The organism is Actinomadura sp. 3N508 (assembly GCF_044326375.1).
Classification (GTDB): Bacteria; Actinomycetota; Actinomycetes; order Streptosporangiales; family Streptosporangiaceae; genus Spirillospora.
The window spans coordinates 241,323-258,582 of record NZ_JBIRAX010000004.1; the positions used below are offsets into that span (position 1 = coordinate 241,323).

Consider the following 17,260-nt stretch of genomic DNA (forward strand, 5'->3'; position numbering starts at 1 on the left):
ACGGCGTGAGCGAGCGCCCCTACGTGCTGCTGAGCTGCGCGATGTCCGCCGACGGCTACATCGATGACGCGAGCCCGGAGCGGCTCCGGCTGTCCAGCGCCGCGGACTGGGACCGCGTCGACGCGGTGCGCGCGAGCTGCGACGCGATCCTGGTCGGCGCCGGGACGGTCCGCGCCGACGACCCCCGGCTGCTGGTCAGGTCCGAGCGGCGGCGGGCGAAGCGGGCCGAGCGCGGGCTGCCGCCCGACCTCACCAAGGTGACGCTGACCTGGAGCGGCGACCTCGACCCCGGCGCGCGGTTCTTCACCACGGGCGAGTCGCCGAAGCTGGTGTACGCGCCGTCCCGGACGGCCGGCGCGCTCGCCGCGCGGCTGGACGGCCTGGCCGAGGTCGTCGACGCCGGCGACCCGCTCGCGCTCGGGGCGATGCTCGCCGACCTCGCGGCGCGGGGCGTCCGGCGGCTGATGGTCGAGGGCGGCGGGGGCGTCCACACGCTGTTCCTGACGGCCGGGCTCGTGGACGAGCTGCAGCTCGTCGTCGCGCCGTTCTTCATCGGCGACCCGTCCGCGCCGCGGTTCGTGCAGTCCGGGGTGTTCCCGCAGTCGCCGGACAGCCCGATGCGGCTGGCGGAGGTCACGCGCATCGGCGATCTCGCGATGCTGCGCTACCTCACCGGGGCCGCGCGTGGATGATCTCGGCTGGCTGGGCCTGGCCTGCGACCTCGCGGCGCTGTGCCCGCCGTCGCGCACCGCGTTCTCGGTCGGCGCGGTCATCGTCGGCGCGGACGGCCGCGAGATCGCCCGCGGCCACTCCCGGGAAGACGACCCGCACGACCACGCCGAGGAGGCCGCGCTGGCGAAGACCGCAGGCGACCTGACGGGCGCGACGGTCTACAGCTCCCTTGAGCCGTGCGGCCACCGGGCGTCGCGGCCCCGCCCCTGCGCGGAACTGATCATCGCCTCGGGCGCCCGGCGCGTGGTGTTCGCGTGGCGCGAGCCCGTCCTCTTCGCCGCGGGCACGGGCGCGGAACTCCTGGCCGCGGCGGGCGTCGAGCTGGTCGAACTGCCCGAACTGGCCCCTCGCGCCCGCAAGCCGAACGCCCACCTCCTCTAGAGGATGAGACGCGAGTCTCATCCTCTTGCCAACGCGCGGGTCCCGCATGCGATGCTGTGACCAAGCAAGCATTCGGTTACCTGGATCGGCCCGGCGGATCAGGCGCGGATGATCCCGCCGGGGCAGGGAGGCACGGCAAGCATGCGCGAGCACGATCGGCTGTTCATCGGCGGCGAGTGGGCCGCCCCGTCCGGCACCGGCACGATCGACGTCATCTCCCCGCACACCGAGGAGGTGATCGGGCGGGTGCCCGAGGGCACGGAGGCCGACATGGACGCCGCCGTCGCCGCGGCCCGCCACGCGTTCGACCACGGCCCCTGGCCGCGGATGACACCGGCCGAGCGCGCCGAGATCGTCGGGCGGCTCTCCGCCATCTACGCCGAGCGGCAGACCGGGATGGCCGAGCTGGTCACCGCCGAGATGGGCTCGCCGATCCTGTTCTCGGTGTTCGGGCAGGCCGCCATCCCGCAGATGGTCCTGCAGTACTACGTGGACCTCGCCGCCTCCTACACGTGGGAGGACGAGCGTCCGGGCATGCTCGGCCCGGTCACCGTGACGCGGGAGCCCGTCGGGGTCGTCGCCGCGATCGTCCCGTGGAACGTGCCGCAGTTCACGCTCATGCTCAAGCTCGCCCCCGCGCTCATCGCAGGCTGCACCGTGGTGGCCAAGCCGTCCCCGGAGACGCCGCTCGACAGCTACCTGCTCGCCGAGTGGATCGAGGAGGCCGGGATCCCGGAGGGCGTCGTCAACATCGTCCCGGCCGGGCGGGAGGTCGGCGCGTACCTCGTCGCGCACCCGGGCGTCGACAAGGTGTCCTTCACCGGCTCCACCGCCGCCGGACGCAAGATCGGCGCGGTGTGCGGCGAGCAGCTCAAGCGGGTGACGCTCGAACTGGGCGGCAAGTCCGCCGCGATCATCCTGGACGACGCCGACCTGGCGGCCACCGTCGAGGGCTTCAAGCTGGCGTCGCTGATGAACAACGGGGAGGCGTGCGGCGCGCAGACCCGCATCCTCGCCTCGCGCCGCCGCTACGACGAGGTCGCCGACGCCCTCGCGACCATGGTCGGCGGCCTCGCGGTCGGCGACCCCGCCGACTACGGCACCGAGATCGGCCCGCTCGTCGCGCGGCGGCAGCAGGAACGCGTCGAGAACTACATCCGCGTCGGGCAGGACGAGGGCGCCAAGATCATCACCGGCGGGCTGAACCGCCCGCACGACCGCGGCTGGTACGTCGCGCCGACCGTGTTCGGCGGCGTCGCCAACGACATGCGCATCGCCCGCGAGGAGATCTTCGGGCCGGTGCTCGTCCTCATCCCCTACGACGACGAGGACGACGCCGTCCGCATCGCCAACGACAGCGACTACGGGCTCGGCGGCTCGGTCTGGACGTCCGACGCCGACCACGGCGTCGAGGTCGCCCGCCGCATCCGCACCGGAAGCTGCGGCGTCAACATGTACACCCTCGACCCGAACACCCCGTTCGGCGGCTACAAGAACAGCGGCCTCGGCCGCGAGCTGGGCCCCGAGGGCCTCCACGCCTACCTGGAGCACAAGTCGATCCCCAGGGCGTCCTGACGAGCGGGACGTCGCGGGCGCGGGTCAGCAGAGGGGCGAGACCGTCCAGGCGTACCGGTCGCGGCAGGCCCGGGCCGCTTCGGCGGGCGGGACGCCCGTCACCAGCAGCCGGACGCCCGTGACGGGGATGCGGCCGTGGTCGAACGCGATCGCGCGGAGCTTGGCGGGGGTGACGACGGCCGCGGTGGCCTGATGGTCGAGGATCGCGTCGAGGAGAGCGCGGGTTCCGGGGTCGGCGACGCCGACGGCGGTCGCGCCCTGGGTGAGGCACAGGTCGGTCAGGCCGATCCAGGTCGGGGCGGGGACGTCGCGGCCGGAGAGGACGAGCACGTCGCCGCGGCCGAGGCCCAGCGCGCCGCCGAGCCGGTAGAGGTCGGCGAGCCGGTCGGCGTGCGTGATCTCCTCCGGCGGCGCGCACAGCCGCAGCGCCGGGTCGCGCAGCGGGTCGGGAGACGGCGCGTCGCCGGTGTCAGAGCCGGTGTCGGGGCCGGGTTCCAGCAGCCGCTCGAACGGCGTCGTGCCCGGGACGTCCCCGAACGCGAAGACCTGCCTGACGTAGGAGCGTTCCGCCGCCGGGAGGGTGCGGGCCGCGGTGTCCGCGCCGGTCAGCAGGAAGCGCGCGCCGGACTCGGTCAGCAGGGCGGCGGCCTCGGCGGGCCCGGCGTCCGGCGGGAGGAGCGCGGGAACGGCACCGGACGCCGACACGGCGTGGACGGCGAGTGCCAGGTCGCAGACGCCCGAGACGTGGACCGCGCCGACGTCGCCGGGACGCGCGCCGTGGCGGCGCAGCCCGTCCGCTGCCGCCGCCACCTGCTCGGCGAACGCCGCGTAGCCGAGCCTCCGCGCCGGGTCGATGAGGGCGGCGCCGGCGCGGCGGGCTGCGTTGGCCCTGACCGCGTCCAGGACGGTCTCGGTGATCGTGCTGCCTGGTGCCATGGGCGTTGCGGGGGTTGCCTGGGGCATGCGCCGAACGTACGCCGCGTGTCCCCGGCGCCACATCCGAAGAAGTGTGTAGACGGATGTGTACATCAGTGGCCGAAACCAGCGCGTTCCAGGAGCTTTCGCCGCCGGATCTCCCCGCCCGGCGTGCGGGGGATCTCGTCCACGACGTGCACGGCCGAGACGGCGCGGGTGCGCGGAACATGGCCGTTGACGTGCCGCAACAGGTCGATCTCCGACGCCGGTGCGGTCAGCACGACGAACGCGTGCGGCGCGAGGCCGAGATCGCCGTCCGGGACGGGGATCACGGCGGCGTCGCCGACCGACGGGTGCGCCGCCAGGACCGTCTCCGGCTCGCCTGGCGGGTCGGGACGCACGCCGGTCGCGCGGCCGAGGACGAAGACGCGGCCGTGGTCGTCGGCGAAGGCGGAGTCCCCGGTGGGCAGCCACCGGACGGGCACGTCCGCCGTCCGCGCGACGGGAAGGCGGACGCACAGCTCGCCCGGCCGGTACGACGGCTGCGAGACGCCGCTGCGGGGATCGACGATGTGCCAGGTCACGCCGGGCAGGCCCCGTCCGACCGAGTCGAGCGTGCCCTCCTCGGCGGCCCGCAGGTTGAGATGGGTGAACCCGGCCGCCTCCGCCAGCCCGTACGCCTGCCGGACGGGGCAGCCGAGCCGGGCCGCGGCGGCGCGGGCGTCCTCGGCGGCGAGCGGCCCGCCCGCGGCGACGACGGCGCGCAGGCGGTGCAGGTCGTAGCGGGACACGGCACGGTCGCAGGCGAGGGACCGCACGAGCCGGGGCGGCAGCACCGCCACGGTCGCCCGGTGGTCCCGCAGCGCCCGCAGCAGGTCATGACCGCCCAGCCCGACGACGGTCGCGCCGAGCCGCAACGCCGGATTGAGCACACCGTTCAGGCCGAGCACGTCGGCGAACGGCAGCGCGCTCAGCACGGTGTCACCGCCGCCGATCATCCCGGCGTCGGCGACCCGGACCAGCCCGGCGACGACCTCCGCATGCGTGAGCCGGACGGTCCGTCCAGGGCCGCGCGTGCAGGCGAGCAGGGCCGTGTCCCGGTCGGGATCGGCATCCGGCAAGGACACCCGGCCCGATCCCGCCGCCACCAGGCCCCAGATCCCCAGCGCCCGCGCTTGGCCGTCGAACCGTCCAGACGAGGTGACGACGGCCTTGGCGCGCACGGCGTCCACCAGGTGTGGCGCGTCGACGGGGAACGGCACCGCACCGGCCGTGGTGACGGCGTGCAGCGCGACGGCGAACTCCGGCCCGTCCCGCAGGTACAGCCCGACGACGTCGCCCGGCCCGATCCCCTCGCGGGCGAGGCCGGAAGCCGCGGCATCGACCATGGTGGCCAGCTCCGCGTACGTCACCGAGCGCCCGGACGCGACGTCCACCACCGCGGCCCGTCCCGGATCAGCGCCGGACGCGCCCAGCACCGCCCGCGTCACCGTGACCGCCGGATAGACGGCGGCCGGGTCCGATCCTTTGGAGAGCATGCCGCGAACCTAGATCGACGCTCACCTCTGCACATGCTCCGAACTGCGCAACCACCGTCGTATTCGACGCACCGCGGTGGCAGCGCCTGTGTACACACCGCCTCAGGAGGGGGGTGGTTCGGTGGGGATGTTGTCCACGGTCCAGGCGGCTATCTGGGCGCGGGAGGAGAACCCCAGTTTGGTCAGGATGTTGGTGACGTGACGGGCGACGGTGGCGGGGCTGATGACGAGCTCCTCGGCCACGCCGCGGTTGCTGAGGCCGCGCGCGACGAGGAGGGCGATCTCGCGTTCCCGGCGGGTCAGGGTGCTCGGCGGGGTCACCGGTTCAGCGCGACGCCCAGGCGACCCGAGCTCGGAGGGGACCCCGGCCCCCAGACGTCCCGGCTCACCGTCAGGAGCAGGCCGTGCGGACTCAGACGTAAAGGAACCCCGCTCAGAACCGGGCACCGCAGCGGCCCCGTCAAGACCGAGCGCGGGGCCATCCAGATCAAGACCGGACGCCGCGCCAGGCCGCTCAAAGCCGGACACGGGGCCGGGACGCTCATGGCCGGACGCCGCAGCAGATCCCTCAAGGCCCGACGCGGCGGCGGACCTCGCAAGACCGGACGCCGGGCCAGACCGGCCAAGGTCGGACGCGGGGCTGGGACTTCCGGGATCGGCAGCGGTGCTGCTGCTACTGGAAGAAGGCACTTCGTGGTTCGGCGCGGGGCCCTGAGCCGCGGGGGCGGGCTGTTCGGGGGCCGCTCGGCGGGGCTGCGGGACTCGGGTGGTGCCGGGGTCACGGAGGGCGTAGGCGATGGCGTCGTCGGCGGGCATGACCCGGCCCTCGCCCCAGGATTGGGCGACGAGGGGTTCGCCCAGCTTGCGGCGGATCGGCTCCAGGGTGCGTTCGCGGCGGGCGCCGGTGCCGGGGGCGCGGCCGGTGGCCTCGTGGAGCGCGGACGCGGCGCCGGCGAGCATCACCGCGCCGCGGCCGTCGCCCTCGCGGGCGACCAGGTCGGCGAACGCGTCCAGGGCGCGGGACATGTCCAGCCGGATGCCGGACGAGCGGCTCAGCGTGAGGCTCTGCGAGAGCGACTCGCGGGCCGTGCGGAGGTCGTCCTGTTCGAGGGCGACCCGGCCGAGGCCGGCGAGGGCCCGCGCCATCTCGGGGCGGGCGCCGATCTCGGCGAGGATCGGCAGGACCTCGGCGTAGTGGCCCCGCGCGGACGCCTGGTCGCCGCGCAGCTCGGCGAGGCGGCCGAGGCCGATCATGGCGTGGGAGGCGCCCCACAGCTGCCCGATGTCGCGCATGACGGTCGCGGCGGCGTCCAGATGCTCGCGGGCCTCCCGCAGGCGCGAGCCGCGGATCAGCAGGTAGCCGCGGACGGCGGCGGCGTAGCCGCGGTTCCACTCCTGGCGGGGCGCGGCGGCGATCGCGTCGGCCTCGTCGAGGCGCGCGGCGGCGTCCGCGAGCCGTCCGGCGCGGACCAGGCATTCGGCGCCGGCGATCAGGGCGGACGCGGCCATGAAGTCGTCGCCGCAGCTCCGGCAGGCCGCGAGGCCGTCGTCGGCGTAGCGGGCGGCCTGCGCGAAGTCGCGGACGCCGAGCGCGAGCTGGGCGCGGGTGACGAGCGCCGGGCCGAGGACCTCGGGGCCGACCCCGTGGGCGGCGGCGAGGAAGCGGTCGGTCCAGTCGGCCCATTCGGTGACGCGGCCGCGGACGATCCAGAACGTGCGCAGCGCGGTGCAGATCCGCAGGCCCTCGCGGACGTCGCCGCGGTCGAGGGACCAGGTGAGCGCGGAGCGGACGTTGCCGAGCTGCACGTCGTACCAGTTGAACAGCGCCACGCGCTCGGCCCAGGAGGCGTCGTCGCGCGCGACGCCGATCCGCTCGTGGCGCTCGCCCGCGGCCAGGACGGCGTCGCGGTGCCGGCGGCGGAACGTCTCGTCCTCGCCGGCGTCGGCGAGCCGTTCGGCCGCGTACTCGCGGATGCTGTCGAGCTGCCGGAACCTGACCTCACCCGCGAGCTCGCCGGTCACGGTCACGAGGGACTTGTCGACCAGCGCGGTGAGCAGGTCGAGGACGTCGTCGGCGGGGAGCGCGGCGTCGGCGCAGACGTGCTCGGCCTGCTCCAGCGTCCAGCCGGAGAAGACGGACAGGCGGCGCAGCAGGATGCGCTCCGGGTCGTCGAGCAGCTCGTGGCTCCAGTCGATCGCGGCGCGGAGGGTGCGCTGCCGGGCGGGTGCGGTGCGGTCGCCGGCGCTGAGCAGCCGGAACCGGTCGGTGAGGCGCCGCGCGATCTGGTCCACCGACAGGACGCGGACGCGGGCCGCGGCGAGCTCCAGCGCGAGCGGCATCCCGTCGAGGGCGCGGGTGACCTCGTGGACGGCGTCCGCGCCGTCGAACCCGGGCCGCGCCGCCCTCGCGCGGTCGATGAACAGCCGCCGCGCCTCGTCGGGCTCCAGGGGCGGGACGCGCCACACGTTCTCGCCCGCCATCCGCAGCGGTTCGCGGCTGGTGGCGAGCACCCGCAGCCGCGGGCAGCGGGCCAGCAGCGCGCCGGTCAGCTTGGCGCACTCCTCGATGAGGTGCTCGCAGTTGTCCAGGACGATCAGCGCGGCGGGCGCGCGGAGCGCGTCGGCGAGCGTCTCGGTGAGCGGGCGGCCGTCCTCCTCGGCGACGTCGAGGACGGTGGCGACGCGCCGCGCGACCGGCTCCGTCGTCCCGTCCGGGCGGACGTCGGCCAGCTCCACGAACCAGACGCCGTCGGGGCGGGTGCCGAGCACGGTGTGCGCGACGTGCAGCGCGAGCCTGGTCTTGCCGATGCCCCCGGCGCCGCACAGCGTCACGGCGCGCATGCCCTCCAGCAGCCGGGCGAGGTCGCCGACGTCGCGTTCGCGGCCCACGAAGGCGTTGGGTTCGGTGGGGAGATTGGTCTTCACGGGAGTGGTCGTCGCGGTCATGCTCCCCCGCCGTTCCGAGCCCGGCCGCGGCGCGCTGACCGGGACATCCGTCATGGCACTGTGAGTGTGACATCGCTCTGCGTATACCGCCATGGTTTCGTGTACTTGATTGTTCACCTGTTCGCGGCCGCACAGTGATCGGCGCTTCACGGAGGGCATCGAGCCTTGCGCGGTCTTCGCGTGCGGCCGGCACGCGAAGCCGCACCCCCGTCCGGGGGACGAAATCGGATGAAAGTGGCGGATTGATCGGGCCGGATGGCGCGCCATGCGCGCCCAGCCTCCAGGTCGCCGAGGCCCTCGCCGGAGACGCCCCCGACCCGTACGCCCAGCTCCCCGGCCCCGCCGACCTGGCGCTGATCCTTCCGCACGCCGCCCGGCTCGCCGCACGCGGCGACCTGGCGACCTGCCCGGCGGCCTGTTCGCCTGCGCCCTCACCGGCCGCCACGCCCCCCCCCCCCCGCGCAGGCTGGCCTGAAGCCTGGCGGAATCTCCTCCGCACCCACCCCCACCCCGACACGACCTTCGCCGCCCACGGAATCCACACCACCCCCGAATAGCCAACCTCCCAGGTCAGTCGTTGGTTAGGCCTAGGTGTTCTGCCTCCTTTGTTAGTTGTTCTGCGGTGGTGGTGGAGCCTGCGGTGTCCAGTTCGTGGGCCAGTTCTTCCAGTTCGCGGCCTCCGGCCATCAGGGCGGTCAGTTCGTCGCGGGTGATCTCTGTTTTGGTGTGGTAGCCGATGCTCTGGCCGCGGTTGAGGATCAGGAAGCGGTCGCCGACCGGGTAGGCGTGGTGCGGGTTGTGGGTGATGAAGATGACCGCGAGGCCGCGTTCGCGGGCCTGGACGATGTAGCGGAGCACGACGCCGGCCTGCTTGACGCCCAGGGCGGCCGTGGGCTCGTCCAGGACGAGGGCCTTGGCGCCGAAGTGGACGGCGCGGGCGATCGCCACGCACTGGCGTTCGCCGCCGGAGAGGGTGCCGATGGGCTGGTCGACGTCGCGCAGGTCGATGCCCATCGCGGCCATCTCGCCGTGGGCGGTCTTGCGCATGAACTCGATGTCGAGGCGGCCGAAGCCCTTGCGCTTCTCGGAGCCCAGGAAGAAGTTCCGCCAGACCGGCATCAGGGGGACGACCGCGAGGTCCTGGTAGACGGTGGCGATGCCGCGGTCCAGTGCCTCGCGGGGCGAGGCGAACGTTACCTGTTCGCCCTGGACGGAGTAGGTGCCGGTGTCGTGGCGGTGCAGGCCGGCGACGATCTTGATGAGGGTGGACTTGCCCGCGCCGTTGTCGCCGAGCACGCAGGTGACCTCGCCGGCGGACGCCTCCAGGCTCACGTCGCGGAGCGCGATGACGTTGCCGTAGTGCTTGCCGACGCCGGTCAGTTCGATCAGCGGCTTCTCCGTCATGACGAGCGCTCCACTCTGCGCCGGACGATCAGGTTGACCACGGTGGCGATGAGCAGCATCGCGCCGAGGAAGAAGCGGAACCAGTCCGGGTTCCACTCCGCGTACACGATGCCCTTGTTCGTCATGCCGAAGATGAACGCGCCGATCGCGGCGCCGATCGCCGAGCCGTAGCCTCCGGTCAGCAGGCACCCGCCGATGACCGCGCAGATGATGTACAGGAACTCGTTGCCGACGCCCTCCCCGGACTGGACGGTCGCGAACGCGAACACCAGGTGCATCCCGGAGAACCAGGCGCAGAACGCGACGCCCATGAACAGGCCGATCTTGACGCGGGCGACGGGGACGCCGACGGCGCGGGCGCTGGCGGCGGAGCCGCCGACCGCGAAGATCCAGTTGCCGATGCGGGTGCGCAGCAGGATCCAGGTCGCGATCGCGACGAACAGCAGCCACCAGAGCACCGTGATCTTGATTCTCAGGTTGCCCGGTACGTCGATGTCGGACGCGAAGATCAGGCGGGCGCTGTCGAAGCCGTCCATGTCGCGGACGGAGTCGCTGGCGACGTTGCCGGTGAGCGCCTTCGTCACGCCGAGGTTCAGGCCCGCGAGCATGAAGAACGTGGCGAGGGTGATGATGAAGCTGGGGAGCTTCGTCCGGACGTAGAGCAGGCCGTTCACCATGCCGAGCGCCAGCGTCAGCACGAGGGAGATCGCCACGCCCGCCCACACGTTCAGCGTGAACTGGTAGGCGGTCAGCGCGGCGATCAGCGCCGCGGAGGTCACCATCACCCCGGCGGACAGGTCGAACTCGCCGCCGATCATCAGCAGCGACACGCCGACCGCCATGATCCCGTACGTGGAGGCGGCGTAGAGGACGGTGGAGAACGATCCGGCCTCCAGGAACGCGTCCGCGACGACCGAGAAGAACGCGAACAGCGCGACCGCGCCGAGCAGCGCGCCCAGTTCGGGACGGCCCAGGAGGCGCCGGACGAGCGACTCGCGGGTCAGCCGCTCGTCCGCGCCCGGCCTCGCGGCCAGGGTCGATGACTGGCTCATCGCGTGCCCCGGTTCGCGAACGCCTCGAGCTGCGCCGCGTTCTGCCTGGTGACGATCGCCGGGCCGGTCAGCACGGGACGTCCGCCGCCGAGCACGTTGCCGTTGTTCTTCAGCAGCCACAGCTGGTCGACGGCGCCGTAGCCCTGCAGGTAGGGCTGCTGGTCGACGGCGAACGCGATGGCGCCCGAGGTGATCGAGGCGATGAGGTCCTTGTTCAGGTCGAACGTGCCGACCTTGGCCTTGCTCCCGGTCTCCTTGACCGAGTCGACGGCGGTCGCGGCGAACGGCGCGCCGAGCGTGAGGATCCCGTCGATGCCGTCGTCGGCCTGGAGCTTGGCCGTGATGGACGACTTGACCTCCGGCATGTTCGCGCCCTGGACGAACAGGTTCTCCATCTGGCCGCCGAACGTCTTCTTCGCACCGGCACAGCGGTCTTCCAGGCCGACGTTGCCCTGCTCGTGGATGACGCACAGCGCCTTCTTCGAGCCGATCTTGGCCATTTCGGTCCCGGCGGCCTCGCCCGCGATGGACTCGTCCTGCCCGAAGTGCGCGATGGCGCCGAGCCGCGCCGACTCGCCCTGCCCGGAGTTGATCGAGACCACCGGGATCTTCGCGGCGGTGGCGCGGGCCAGGACGTCCTTCATCGCGTCGGGCTTGGCGAGGGTGACGATGATGCCGTCGACCTTCTGGTCGATGGCGGCCTGGACTAGCTGGGCCTGCTTGCCGCCGTCAGGGTCGGCCGAGTAGAGGAACTCGACGTTGTCCTTGGCGGCGGCGGCCTTGGCGCCCTTCTGGACGATGTCCCAGAAGGTGTCGCCGGGGTTGGAGTGGGTGACCATCGCGATCTTCAGCCGGGGCCCGGCGCCCTCCGGGGCCTTCTCGGACTTCTTGCCGCCCTCACTGCTGCAGGCACTCAGCGCCAGGAGTGCCGCGGCGGCCAGGGCCGCGAGTTTCCTGGACGTGCCCCGCGCGAAAACGCCTCTCATCGGATGCTCTCCGTTTCTCCCCGAATGGTCGGTCAGAGGAGTTGATCACAGATGGTGGCGGCGCGCGCGCCGATCCGCCTCGTATCGGGCGCGGGCCTCCCGGGTGGAGTCCAGCGCCGCCACTTCCGCGACCGGGACGTCCCACCATGCCGCACTGTCCGGGGGGCCTGCCAAGGGGTCGGTCTCAATGTGGATAACCGTCGTCCGGGCGGCCTTCCGCGCCTGGTGGAGCGCCTTTCGCAGGTCATCGAGGGTGGACGCGCGGACGACGTCGGCGCCGAGGCTGGCGGCGTTGGCGGCGAGGTCGACGGGGAGCGGGCCGCCGTCGAGCCCGGTGGCGGTGCGGGCGCGGTAGCGGGTGCCGAACCGCTCCGCGCCGACCGACTCCGACAGGTTCCCGATCGAGGCGAACCCGTGGTTCTGGACGAGCACGACGATCAGCTTGATCCCTTCGGCGGCGGCCGTGGCGAGCTCCTGCGCCATCATCAGGTACGAACCGTCCCCGACCAGGACGAACACCTCGCGGTCCGGCGCGGCGAGCTTCACGCCGAGCCCACCGGCGATCTCGTAGCCCATGCAGGAGTAGCCGTACTCGACGTGGTAGCCCTTCGGGTCGCGGGCCCGCCACAGCTTGTGCAGGTCGCCCGGCATGGAACCGGCCGCGCAGACCACCACGTCCCGTGGCCCTGACTCCGCGTTGACGGCCCCGATCACCTCGGATTGGGTGAGGAGCCTCCCGTGCTGGGCGGCGCAGGCGTCGTCCACCTGGGAGTTCCAGTCGGCCGTCAGGGCTCTGGCTTCGCCGCGGTAGGTCTCGGGCACGGTGTAACCGTCGACGGCCGCGTTGAGCCCTCTGAGCCCTTCCCTGGCGTCGGCCACGACGGACACGCCACCGAGTTTGACCGCGTCGGGCCGGGCGACGTTGATGTTCACGAACCGCACGTCCGGGTGGGCGAACAGGCTGTGGGACGCGGTCGTGAAGTCGCTGTAGCGGGTTCCTATGCCGAGCACCACGTCCGCTGTGTGGGCGAGTGCGTTCGCGGCCGTCGTGCCCGTCGCTCCTATGGCGCCGACACAGCGTTCGTGGTCCCAGGGCAGGGAGCCCTTGCCTGCTTGCGTCTCGGCCACTGGGATGCCGGTGCGCTCTGCGAACGCGCGCAGTTCGTCGGTCGCGTGGGAGTAGATGACGCCGCCGCCCGCCACGATCAGCGGACGCTCGGCCGCTTCCAGGACGGCGGACGCTTCCTCCAACGCGGCCGGTTCCGGCAGCGGACGCGGAACGCGCCACACACGGCGGGCGAACAACTCCTCCGGCCAGTCGTACGCCTCGGCCTGGACGTCCTGGGGCAGGGCAAGCGTGACCGCACCGGTTTCGGCGGGGTCGGTGAGTACTCGCATCGCCGCCAGCAACGCGCTCGGCAGCTGTTCGGGACGGTTGATGCGGTCCCAGTACTTCGACACGGGCTTGAAGCAGTCGTTGACCGACAGGTCGTAGGAGCGCGCGTCCTCAAGCTCCTGCAAGACCGGGTTGGACGGGCGGGTCGCGAAGATGTCCCCGGGCAGGAGGAGGACGGGAAGCCGATTGATGGTGGCCAGCGCCGCACCCGTGACCATGTTGGTGGCGCCCGGCCCGATGGACGTGGTGCAGGCGAAGGTGGCCAGCCGGTCGTTCATCCGGGCGAAACCCGAGGCGGTGTGCACCATCGCCTGTTCGTTGCGCGCCATGTAGTAGGGGAAGTCGTCGGCGTGCTCCAGCAGCGCCTGCCCGATCCCGGCGACGTTGCCATGCCCGAAGATGCCGAAGCAGCCCGCGAAGAAGCGCCGCTCTGCCCCGTCCCGCGAGCTGTACTGCGCCGCCAGGAAGCGGATCAGCGCCTGGCCCACCGTGAGTCTCATGGCCGCCCGTCCTCCAGCCCCCACCCGCCACCAATCAATCGACGAGCTCCGCTCGGCGTTTCCTCCGCCGAGGTGAGCGGCAGGCGCGGGTCGACCGGCTGCCCCGCCCAGGTGCCGCGGATCCAGGCGTGCGCCGGGTCGTCGCAGATCCGCCAGGCGCGCTCGTCGGCCGGGCCCGCCATCACGTTCAGGTAGTACAGGTCATGCCCTGGCGCGGCCATGGACGGCCCGTGCCAGCCATGCGGAATCAGTACCGCGTCACCACTGCGCACCTCTGCCAGCACGTCGATCGGACGCCCCGGCGACCCGTACACGCGCTGATAAGCCATCCCGGACTCGCCCGCCACCTCGAAGTAGTAGATCTCCTCCAGGACGGCCTCGTCCGGCGTCTCCTCGTCGTGCTTGTGCGGTGGGAACGACGACCAGCAGCCACCCGGCGTCAGCACCTCGCACGCGATCAGCTTCTCGGCGTAGGGAAAGCCCTCTGGCGTGCCGAAGTTGTTCACCTGGCGGCTCGCCGCACCCGCGCCCCGCAATTCCACGGGGACGTCTCCGGCTGGGCCGTAGCGCGGTGCCAGGCGCGCCTCACACCGGGCCCCTGCCAGCGCGAACCGTCCTCTGCCCCGCACTCGTACGCGCGCGTCACGCGGCACGTAGGCGAAGTCGGTGACTCGGCTGAAGACGTCGCTACGTCCGGCCAGTTCGATTCGCTCCCCGTCGCACTCGACCGTGCCCGACCCGGACAGCGGCAGCACGATCGTCTCGAATTCGCCGGTCTCGAATTCGTGGGAGCCGTCTTCCGGCAGTTCCAGGATGCGCAGCGCCGAGTACGTCCATCCTGCCGACTCCGGCGTCACGGCCAGCGCGTACGGCCCCTCGCCGGCGGTCCCGGCAGGCAGGTAATACTTCATCGGCCCTCCAGGAGTTCCTCGACCTCGTCCTGCGCGGGCATCGCGTCGGAGCAGGCGATGCGGGACGCGACGAGGGCCCCGGCGGCGCCCGCGAACTCGATGAGCCGCCGCAGGCCCCACCCGGCGAGGAGGCCGTGGCAGATCGCGCCGCCGAACGCGTCCCCGGCGCCGAGCCCGTTGACGACCTCGACCTTGACCGGCGGAACCTCCACCACCTCGGTGGACGTCGCGGCGAGCACGCCGTCCGGGCCCATCTTCACGATGGCGAGTTCCGGGCCGCGTTCCAGGATCGCGCGGGCCGCGGCGCGCGGTTCCCGCTCCCCCACTGCGATTGCGCACTCCTCCAGGTTTCCGATGGCGACGGAGGCTCGTTGCAGAGCGAGCCCTGCCCAGTCCGACGCCTCGCCTGGGTCGTCCCAGAGCATCGGCCGGTAGTCCAGGTCGATGACGGTCTGCCCGGGGTGCTCGGCCAGCGCGGTCAGGGTCGCTTCACGGCTCGGCTCCTGGGACAGGCCGGTGACGGTTCCCCACACGATGGGCGCTGCCCGGATCGCCTCTAAATCCAGCTCGTGTGCGTGGATTTCCAGGTCGGGTGCCTTGGGATAGCGGTAGAAGTACAGCGGGAAATCGTCCGGTGGGAAGATCTCGCAGAACGCGAGCGGGGTGGGCAGCCCGGGGACGGCCGTGACGTACCGGTCGTCCACGCCGTACACCTGGAGCGCCTTGTGGACGAACCGTCCGAACGGGTCCTCGCCAGTACGGGTGATGACGGCGGCGCGTCGCCCGTACCGTGCCGCCGCCACGGCGACGTTCGTGGGGCTGCCGCCGAGGTACTTCCCGAACGACTCGACGTCCTCCAGCGGCACGCCCACCTGGTCCGGGTAGACGTCGACGCTCACCCGTCCCATGGTGATGAGGTCGAACGTCATCGGACCGCTCCTGGGAGGGAGGCGAGAAAGTCGAGGCTCCTGCGGACGTCGTCGTACGGCCCGCCACCGTCTGCGGGCTCCTCGGTCAGGACGGTGTCCTGCTCCATCACGTACCAGCCTTCGTAACCGGCGTCCTCCAGGGTGCGGACGATGCCGGGGACGTCGATGTCGCCGTCCCCGAGCGGCCGGTACAGACCGTCGCGCACCGCATCCGTGTAGGCGACCTCGCCGTCGAGCACTCGCCCCGCGAGACCCACGTCCACGTCTTTCAAATGGACGTGCGCTATGCGCGGCGCAGCGAAACGCGTCAGCCACACCGGATCCGTGCCGCCAACCAGCAGATGCCCTGTGTCGAGGCACAACGGGACGTTGCAGCCCTCCAGCACCCGCTCGACCTCCGCACGGCGCTCCACGACCGTCCCTACGTGCGGATGCAGCGTGACCAGGCGGCCGCGCTCGGCGGCCCTCTGCGTGATGGTGTCCAGGTTGGCGAGCAGCGTCTTCCACGCTTCCGCGTCCAGGTCCGGCCGCCCGTCGTAGCCGTCGAGCCCGGTGGCGGCGGCGAGCACCAGGACGCCGTCCATCGCGTCCAGCACCCCGTCTACGGCCGACATGGGGTCGGACGCCGGATCGTGCAGGACTACCGGAACGAACGCGCCCACAAGCCCCAGCCCATAGGACGCCAGCAGTTCCCCCCTCGCCCGCGCACCGCCCGGCAGGAAGCCGTCCGGCCCCAGTTCGGTGGCGGCGAGTCCCAGGTCGCGCATCTCGGCGAGCACCCGCGCGGGCTCCATCTGGTGCCCCCACCCAGGGACTTCGCACACGCCCCAGGAGATCGGCGCACCCGCGACCCTCATCGCCGCACCTCCCCCGTCCCGACGGCGCGGCCCTCGCGCAGGGACAGCTCGCACGCCTCGGCCAGATAGAACGCCTCTAATGCCTCCTCAGGGGGACATGGGTTGCCGCGCCGTCCGGCCACCACGTCCACGAAGGCGCGCAGTTCGGCGTCGTAGGCGTCGGCGAAGCGCTCCATGAACCCGCTGTAGGCGGCCCTAGGCTCTTCGCCCCGTTCAGGCAGCGCGGTCGTGGGCGTCCGTTCGTCCAGGCCCGCGACGATGCTGTCCTTGGACCCGAACAGCTCCAGCCGCGAGTCGTACCCGGCGGCGTTGTAGCGGGTGGCCGACACGACGCCGAGCGAGCCGTCGTCCAGGACGAGCAGCGCCGATCCGGTGTCCACGTCGCCGCACTCACGGAAGACGTCGTCGCCCCGGTTGGCGCCCGCGGCCATCACGCGGACGACCTCGCGTCCCGTCACGAAGCGGATGAGGTCCAGGTCGTGGATGACGCAGTCGCGGAACAGCCCGCCGGACGTCGGGACGTACCCGGCGGGCGGCGGCGCGGGGTCGAAGCTGCACGAGCGGACGGTGTGCAGCCAGCCGAGCCGCCCGGACGCCAGCGCCTCGCGCGCCGCCGCGTTCCCGGCGTCGAACCGGCGCTGGAACCCGACCTGCACGGGGACCCCGGCGGCGGCGGCCGCGGTCGCTGTTTGGAACGTTCCATCAGTATCCGACGCGAGCGGTTTCTCGCAGAACACGGGAATCCGCGCGGCCACCGCCCGCGTCACCAGGCCGGCGTGCGCGTCCGTGGCGGCCGCGACGACCAGCCCGTCCAGGCCGGCGGAGAACAGGCCCTCGACCGCGTCCAGCGCCATGACGCGCGCGGCCGGGGAGCCGGGGGAAGCCGGGGCAAGGCGAGCGGCGAGCTCGCGGGCGCGGCACGCCTCGGCGTCGGCGATGAGCAGCGCGTCCACCTCGGGCAATGCGCAGATGGCCGCGGCGTGGCGCGCCCCGATGCGCCCCGCGCCGGCCAGACCGATCCTCATAGAACCCCTCCCGGACGGCGGTAGGTGAGACACGAGTGTGCTGGAGCGTTCCAGCATCGTCAACGAACGAGGGTGGGCTTATCGGCAATGGAGGTGTCCGAAAACTCGGCGGT

At 72.5% G+C, this 17,260-nt stretch carries 15 protein-coding genes; 4 read left to right on the top strand and 11 right to left on the bottom strand.

Annotation, left to right across the window (positions count from 1 at the left end):
• Positions 1 to 5: 5 nt before the first annotated feature.
• The 3 genes from ACH34S_RS16560 (at position 6) to ACH34S_RS16570 (ending at position 2,688) form a co-directional block, all read left to right on the top strand.
• Positions 6 to 692, top strand: a complete 687-nt coding sequence (locus ACH34S_RS16560; RefSeq protein WP_395953534.1) for a RibD family protein — start codon at positions 6 to 8, stop codon at positions 690 to 692.
• Entirely contained in the window at positions 685 to 1,113 is a 429-nt protein-coding gene (locus tag ACH34S_RS16565; protein WP_395953535.1) for a deaminase, read from the top strand. Before ACH34S_RS16560 ends, ACH34S_RS16565 begins: the two co-directional genes overlap by 8 nt.
• A 141-nt stretch (positions 1,114 to 1,254) precedes the next feature.
• Positions 1,255 to 2,688 (top strand): aldehyde dehydrogenase, encoded by a 1,434-nt coding sequence (locus tag ACH34S_RS16570; protein ID WP_395953536.1) that lies wholly within the window; start codon positions 1,255 to 1,257, stop codon positions 2,686 to 2,688.
• A gap of 24 nt (positions 2,689 to 2,712) precedes the next feature.
• On the opposite strand, the gene ACH34S_RS16575 is transcribed toward ACH34S_RS16570, so the two are convergent.
• The 3 genes from ACH34S_RS16575 to ACH34S_RS16585 form a co-directional block, all read right to left on the bottom strand.
• Positions 2,713 to 3,651 carry an AMP-binding protein gene (locus ACH34S_RS16575; protein WP_395953537.1) on the bottom strand — a complete coding sequence of 313 codons (939 nt, stop codon included), beginning with the start codon at positions 3,649 to 3,651 and terminating at the stop codon, positions 2,713 to 2,715.
• 65 nt (positions 3,652 to 3,716) lie between these two features.
• The gene (locus ACH34S_RS16580; protein WP_395953538.1) at positions 3,717 to 5,141 is read right to left on the bottom strand and encodes a class I adenylate-forming enzyme family protein; all 1,425 of its coding nucleotides are present in this window, start codon (positions 5,139 to 5,141) and stop codon (positions 3,717 to 3,719) included.
• Between the two features lie 102 nt (positions 5,142 to 5,243).
• A complete protein-coding gene (locus ACH34S_RS16585) occupies positions 5,244 to 8,087 on the bottom strand; it encodes a LuxR C-terminal-related transcriptional regulator (protein WP_395953539.1) in 2,844 nt (947 codons plus the stop codon).
• A gap of 242 nt (positions 8,088 to 8,329) precedes the next feature.
• Between ACH34S_RS16585 and ACH34S_RS16590 the strand changes: the two genes are divergently transcribed.
• Positions 8,330 to 8,644, top strand: a complete 315-nt coding sequence (locus ACH34S_RS16590) for a hypothetical protein (RefSeq protein ID WP_395953540.1) — start codon at positions 8,330 to 8,332, stop codon at positions 8,642 to 8,644.
• A gap of 13 nt (positions 8,645 to 8,657) precedes the next feature.
• Here the strand turns inward: ACH34S_RS16590 and ACH34S_RS16595 are convergent, their stop codons facing one another.
• Genes ACH34S_RS16595 through ACH34S_RS16630 form a run of 8 tightly spaced genes read right to left on the bottom strand, consistent with a single transcriptional unit; the run spans position 8,658 to position 17,147 of the window.
• Positions 8,658 to 9,491, bottom strand: coding sequence for an ATP-binding cassette domain-containing protein (locus tag ACH34S_RS16595; RefSeq protein ID WP_395953541.1), 834 nt, complete (start codon positions 9,489 to 9,491; stop codon positions 8,658 to 8,660).
• Complete coding sequence (locus tag ACH34S_RS16600) at positions 9,488 to 10,543, bottom strand: ABC transporter permease (protein WP_395953542.1); 1,056 nt, start codon at positions 10,541 to 10,543, stop codon at positions 9,488 to 9,490. The genes ACH34S_RS16595 and ACH34S_RS16600 overlap by 4 nt, the downstream gene beginning before the upstream one ends.
• Positions 10,540 to 11,529 carry a sugar ABC transporter substrate-binding protein gene (locus ACH34S_RS16605; protein WP_395953543.1) on the bottom strand — a complete coding sequence of 330 codons (990 nt, stop codon included), beginning with the start codon at positions 11,527 to 11,529 and terminating at the stop codon, positions 10,540 to 10,542. Before ACH34S_RS16605 ends, ACH34S_RS16600 begins: the two co-directional genes overlap by 4 nt.
• Positions 11,530 to 11,574: 45 nt before the next feature.
• Entirely contained in the window at positions 11,575 to 13,425 is a 1,851-nt protein-coding gene (iolD, locus tag ACH34S_RS16610) for a 3D-(3,5/4)-trihydroxycyclohexane-1,2-dione acylhydrolase (decyclizing) (protein WP_395953544.1), read from the bottom strand.
• Entirely contained in the window at positions 13,422 to 14,336 is a 915-nt protein-coding gene (gene iolB / locus ACH34S_RS16615; RefSeq protein WP_395953545.1) for a 5-deoxy-glucuronate isomerase, read from the bottom strand. Before iolB ends, iolD begins: the two co-directional genes overlap by 4 nt.
• A complete protein-coding gene (iolC, locus tag ACH34S_RS16620) occupies positions 14,333 to 15,265 on the bottom strand; it encodes a 5-dehydro-2-deoxygluconokinase (protein ID WP_395953546.1) in 933 nt (310 codons plus the stop codon). The genes iolB and iolC overlap by 4 nt, the downstream gene beginning before the upstream one ends.
• Positions 15,262 to 16,122, bottom strand: coding sequence for a sugar phosphate isomerase/epimerase family protein (locus ACH34S_RS16625; RefSeq protein ID WP_395953547.1), 861 nt, complete (start codon positions 16,120 to 16,122; stop codon positions 15,262 to 15,264). Before ACH34S_RS16625 ends, iolC begins: the two co-directional genes overlap by 4 nt.
• On the bottom strand, positions 16,119 to 17,147 hold the full coding sequence (locus ACH34S_RS16630) for a Gfo/Idh/MocA family oxidoreductase (protein WP_395953548.1): 1,029 nt from the start codon (positions 17,145 to 17,147) through the stop codon (positions 16,119 to 16,121). Before ACH34S_RS16630 ends, ACH34S_RS16625 begins: the two co-directional genes overlap by 4 nt.
• Positions 17,148 to 17,260 lie beyond the last annotated feature (113 nt).

Bases quoted from the DNA above. Each gene is read 5' to 3' on its own strand.
- ACH34S_RS16605 (WP_395953543.1), bottom strand. From the start codon at position 11,529: ATGAGAGGCGTTTTCGCGCGGGGCACGTCCAGGAAACTCGCGGCCCTG.
- ACH34S_RS16630 (WP_395953548.1), bottom strand. From the start codon at position 17,147: ATGAGGATCGGTCTGGCCGGCGCGGGGCGCATCGGGGCGCGCCACGCC.
- ACH34S_RS16595 (WP_395953541.1), bottom strand. From the start codon at position 9,491: ATGACGGAGAAGCCGCTGATCGAACTGACCGGCGTCGGCAAGCACTAC.
- ACH34S_RS16580 (WP_395953538.1), bottom strand. From the start codon at position 5,141: ATGCTCTCCAAAGGATCGGACCCGGCCGCCGTCTATCCGGCGGTCACG.
- ACH34S_RS16585 (WP_395953539.1), bottom strand. From the start codon at position 8,087: ATGACCGCGACGACCACTCCCGTGAAGACCAATCTCCCCACCGAACCC.
- ACH34S_RS16570 (WP_395953536.1), top strand. From the start codon at position 1,255: ATGCGCGAGCACGATCGGCTGTTCATCGGCGGCGAGTGGGCCGCCCCG.
- ACH34S_RS16600 (WP_395953542.1), bottom strand. From the start codon at position 10,543: ATGAGCCAGTCATCGACCCTGGCCGCGAGGCCGGGCGCGGACGAGCGG.
- iolC (WP_395953546.1), bottom strand. From the start codon at position 15,265: ATGACGTTCGACCTCATCACCATGGGACGGGTGAGCGTCGACGTCTAC.
- iolD (WP_395953544.1), bottom strand. From the start codon at position 13,425: ATGAGACTCACGGTGGGCCAGGCGCTGATCCGCTTCCTGGCGGCGCAG.
- iolB (WP_395953545.1), bottom strand. From the start codon at position 14,336: ATGAAGTATTACCTGCCTGCCGGGACCGCCGGCGAGGGGCCGTACGCG.
- ACH34S_RS16625 (WP_395953547.1), bottom strand. From the start codon at position 16,122: ATGAGGGTCGCGGGTGCGCCGATCTCCTGGGGCGTGTGCGAAGTCCCT.
- ACH34S_RS16575 (WP_395953537.1), bottom strand. From the start codon at position 3,651: ATGCCCCAGGCAACCCCCGCAACGCCCATGGCACCAGGCAGCACGATC.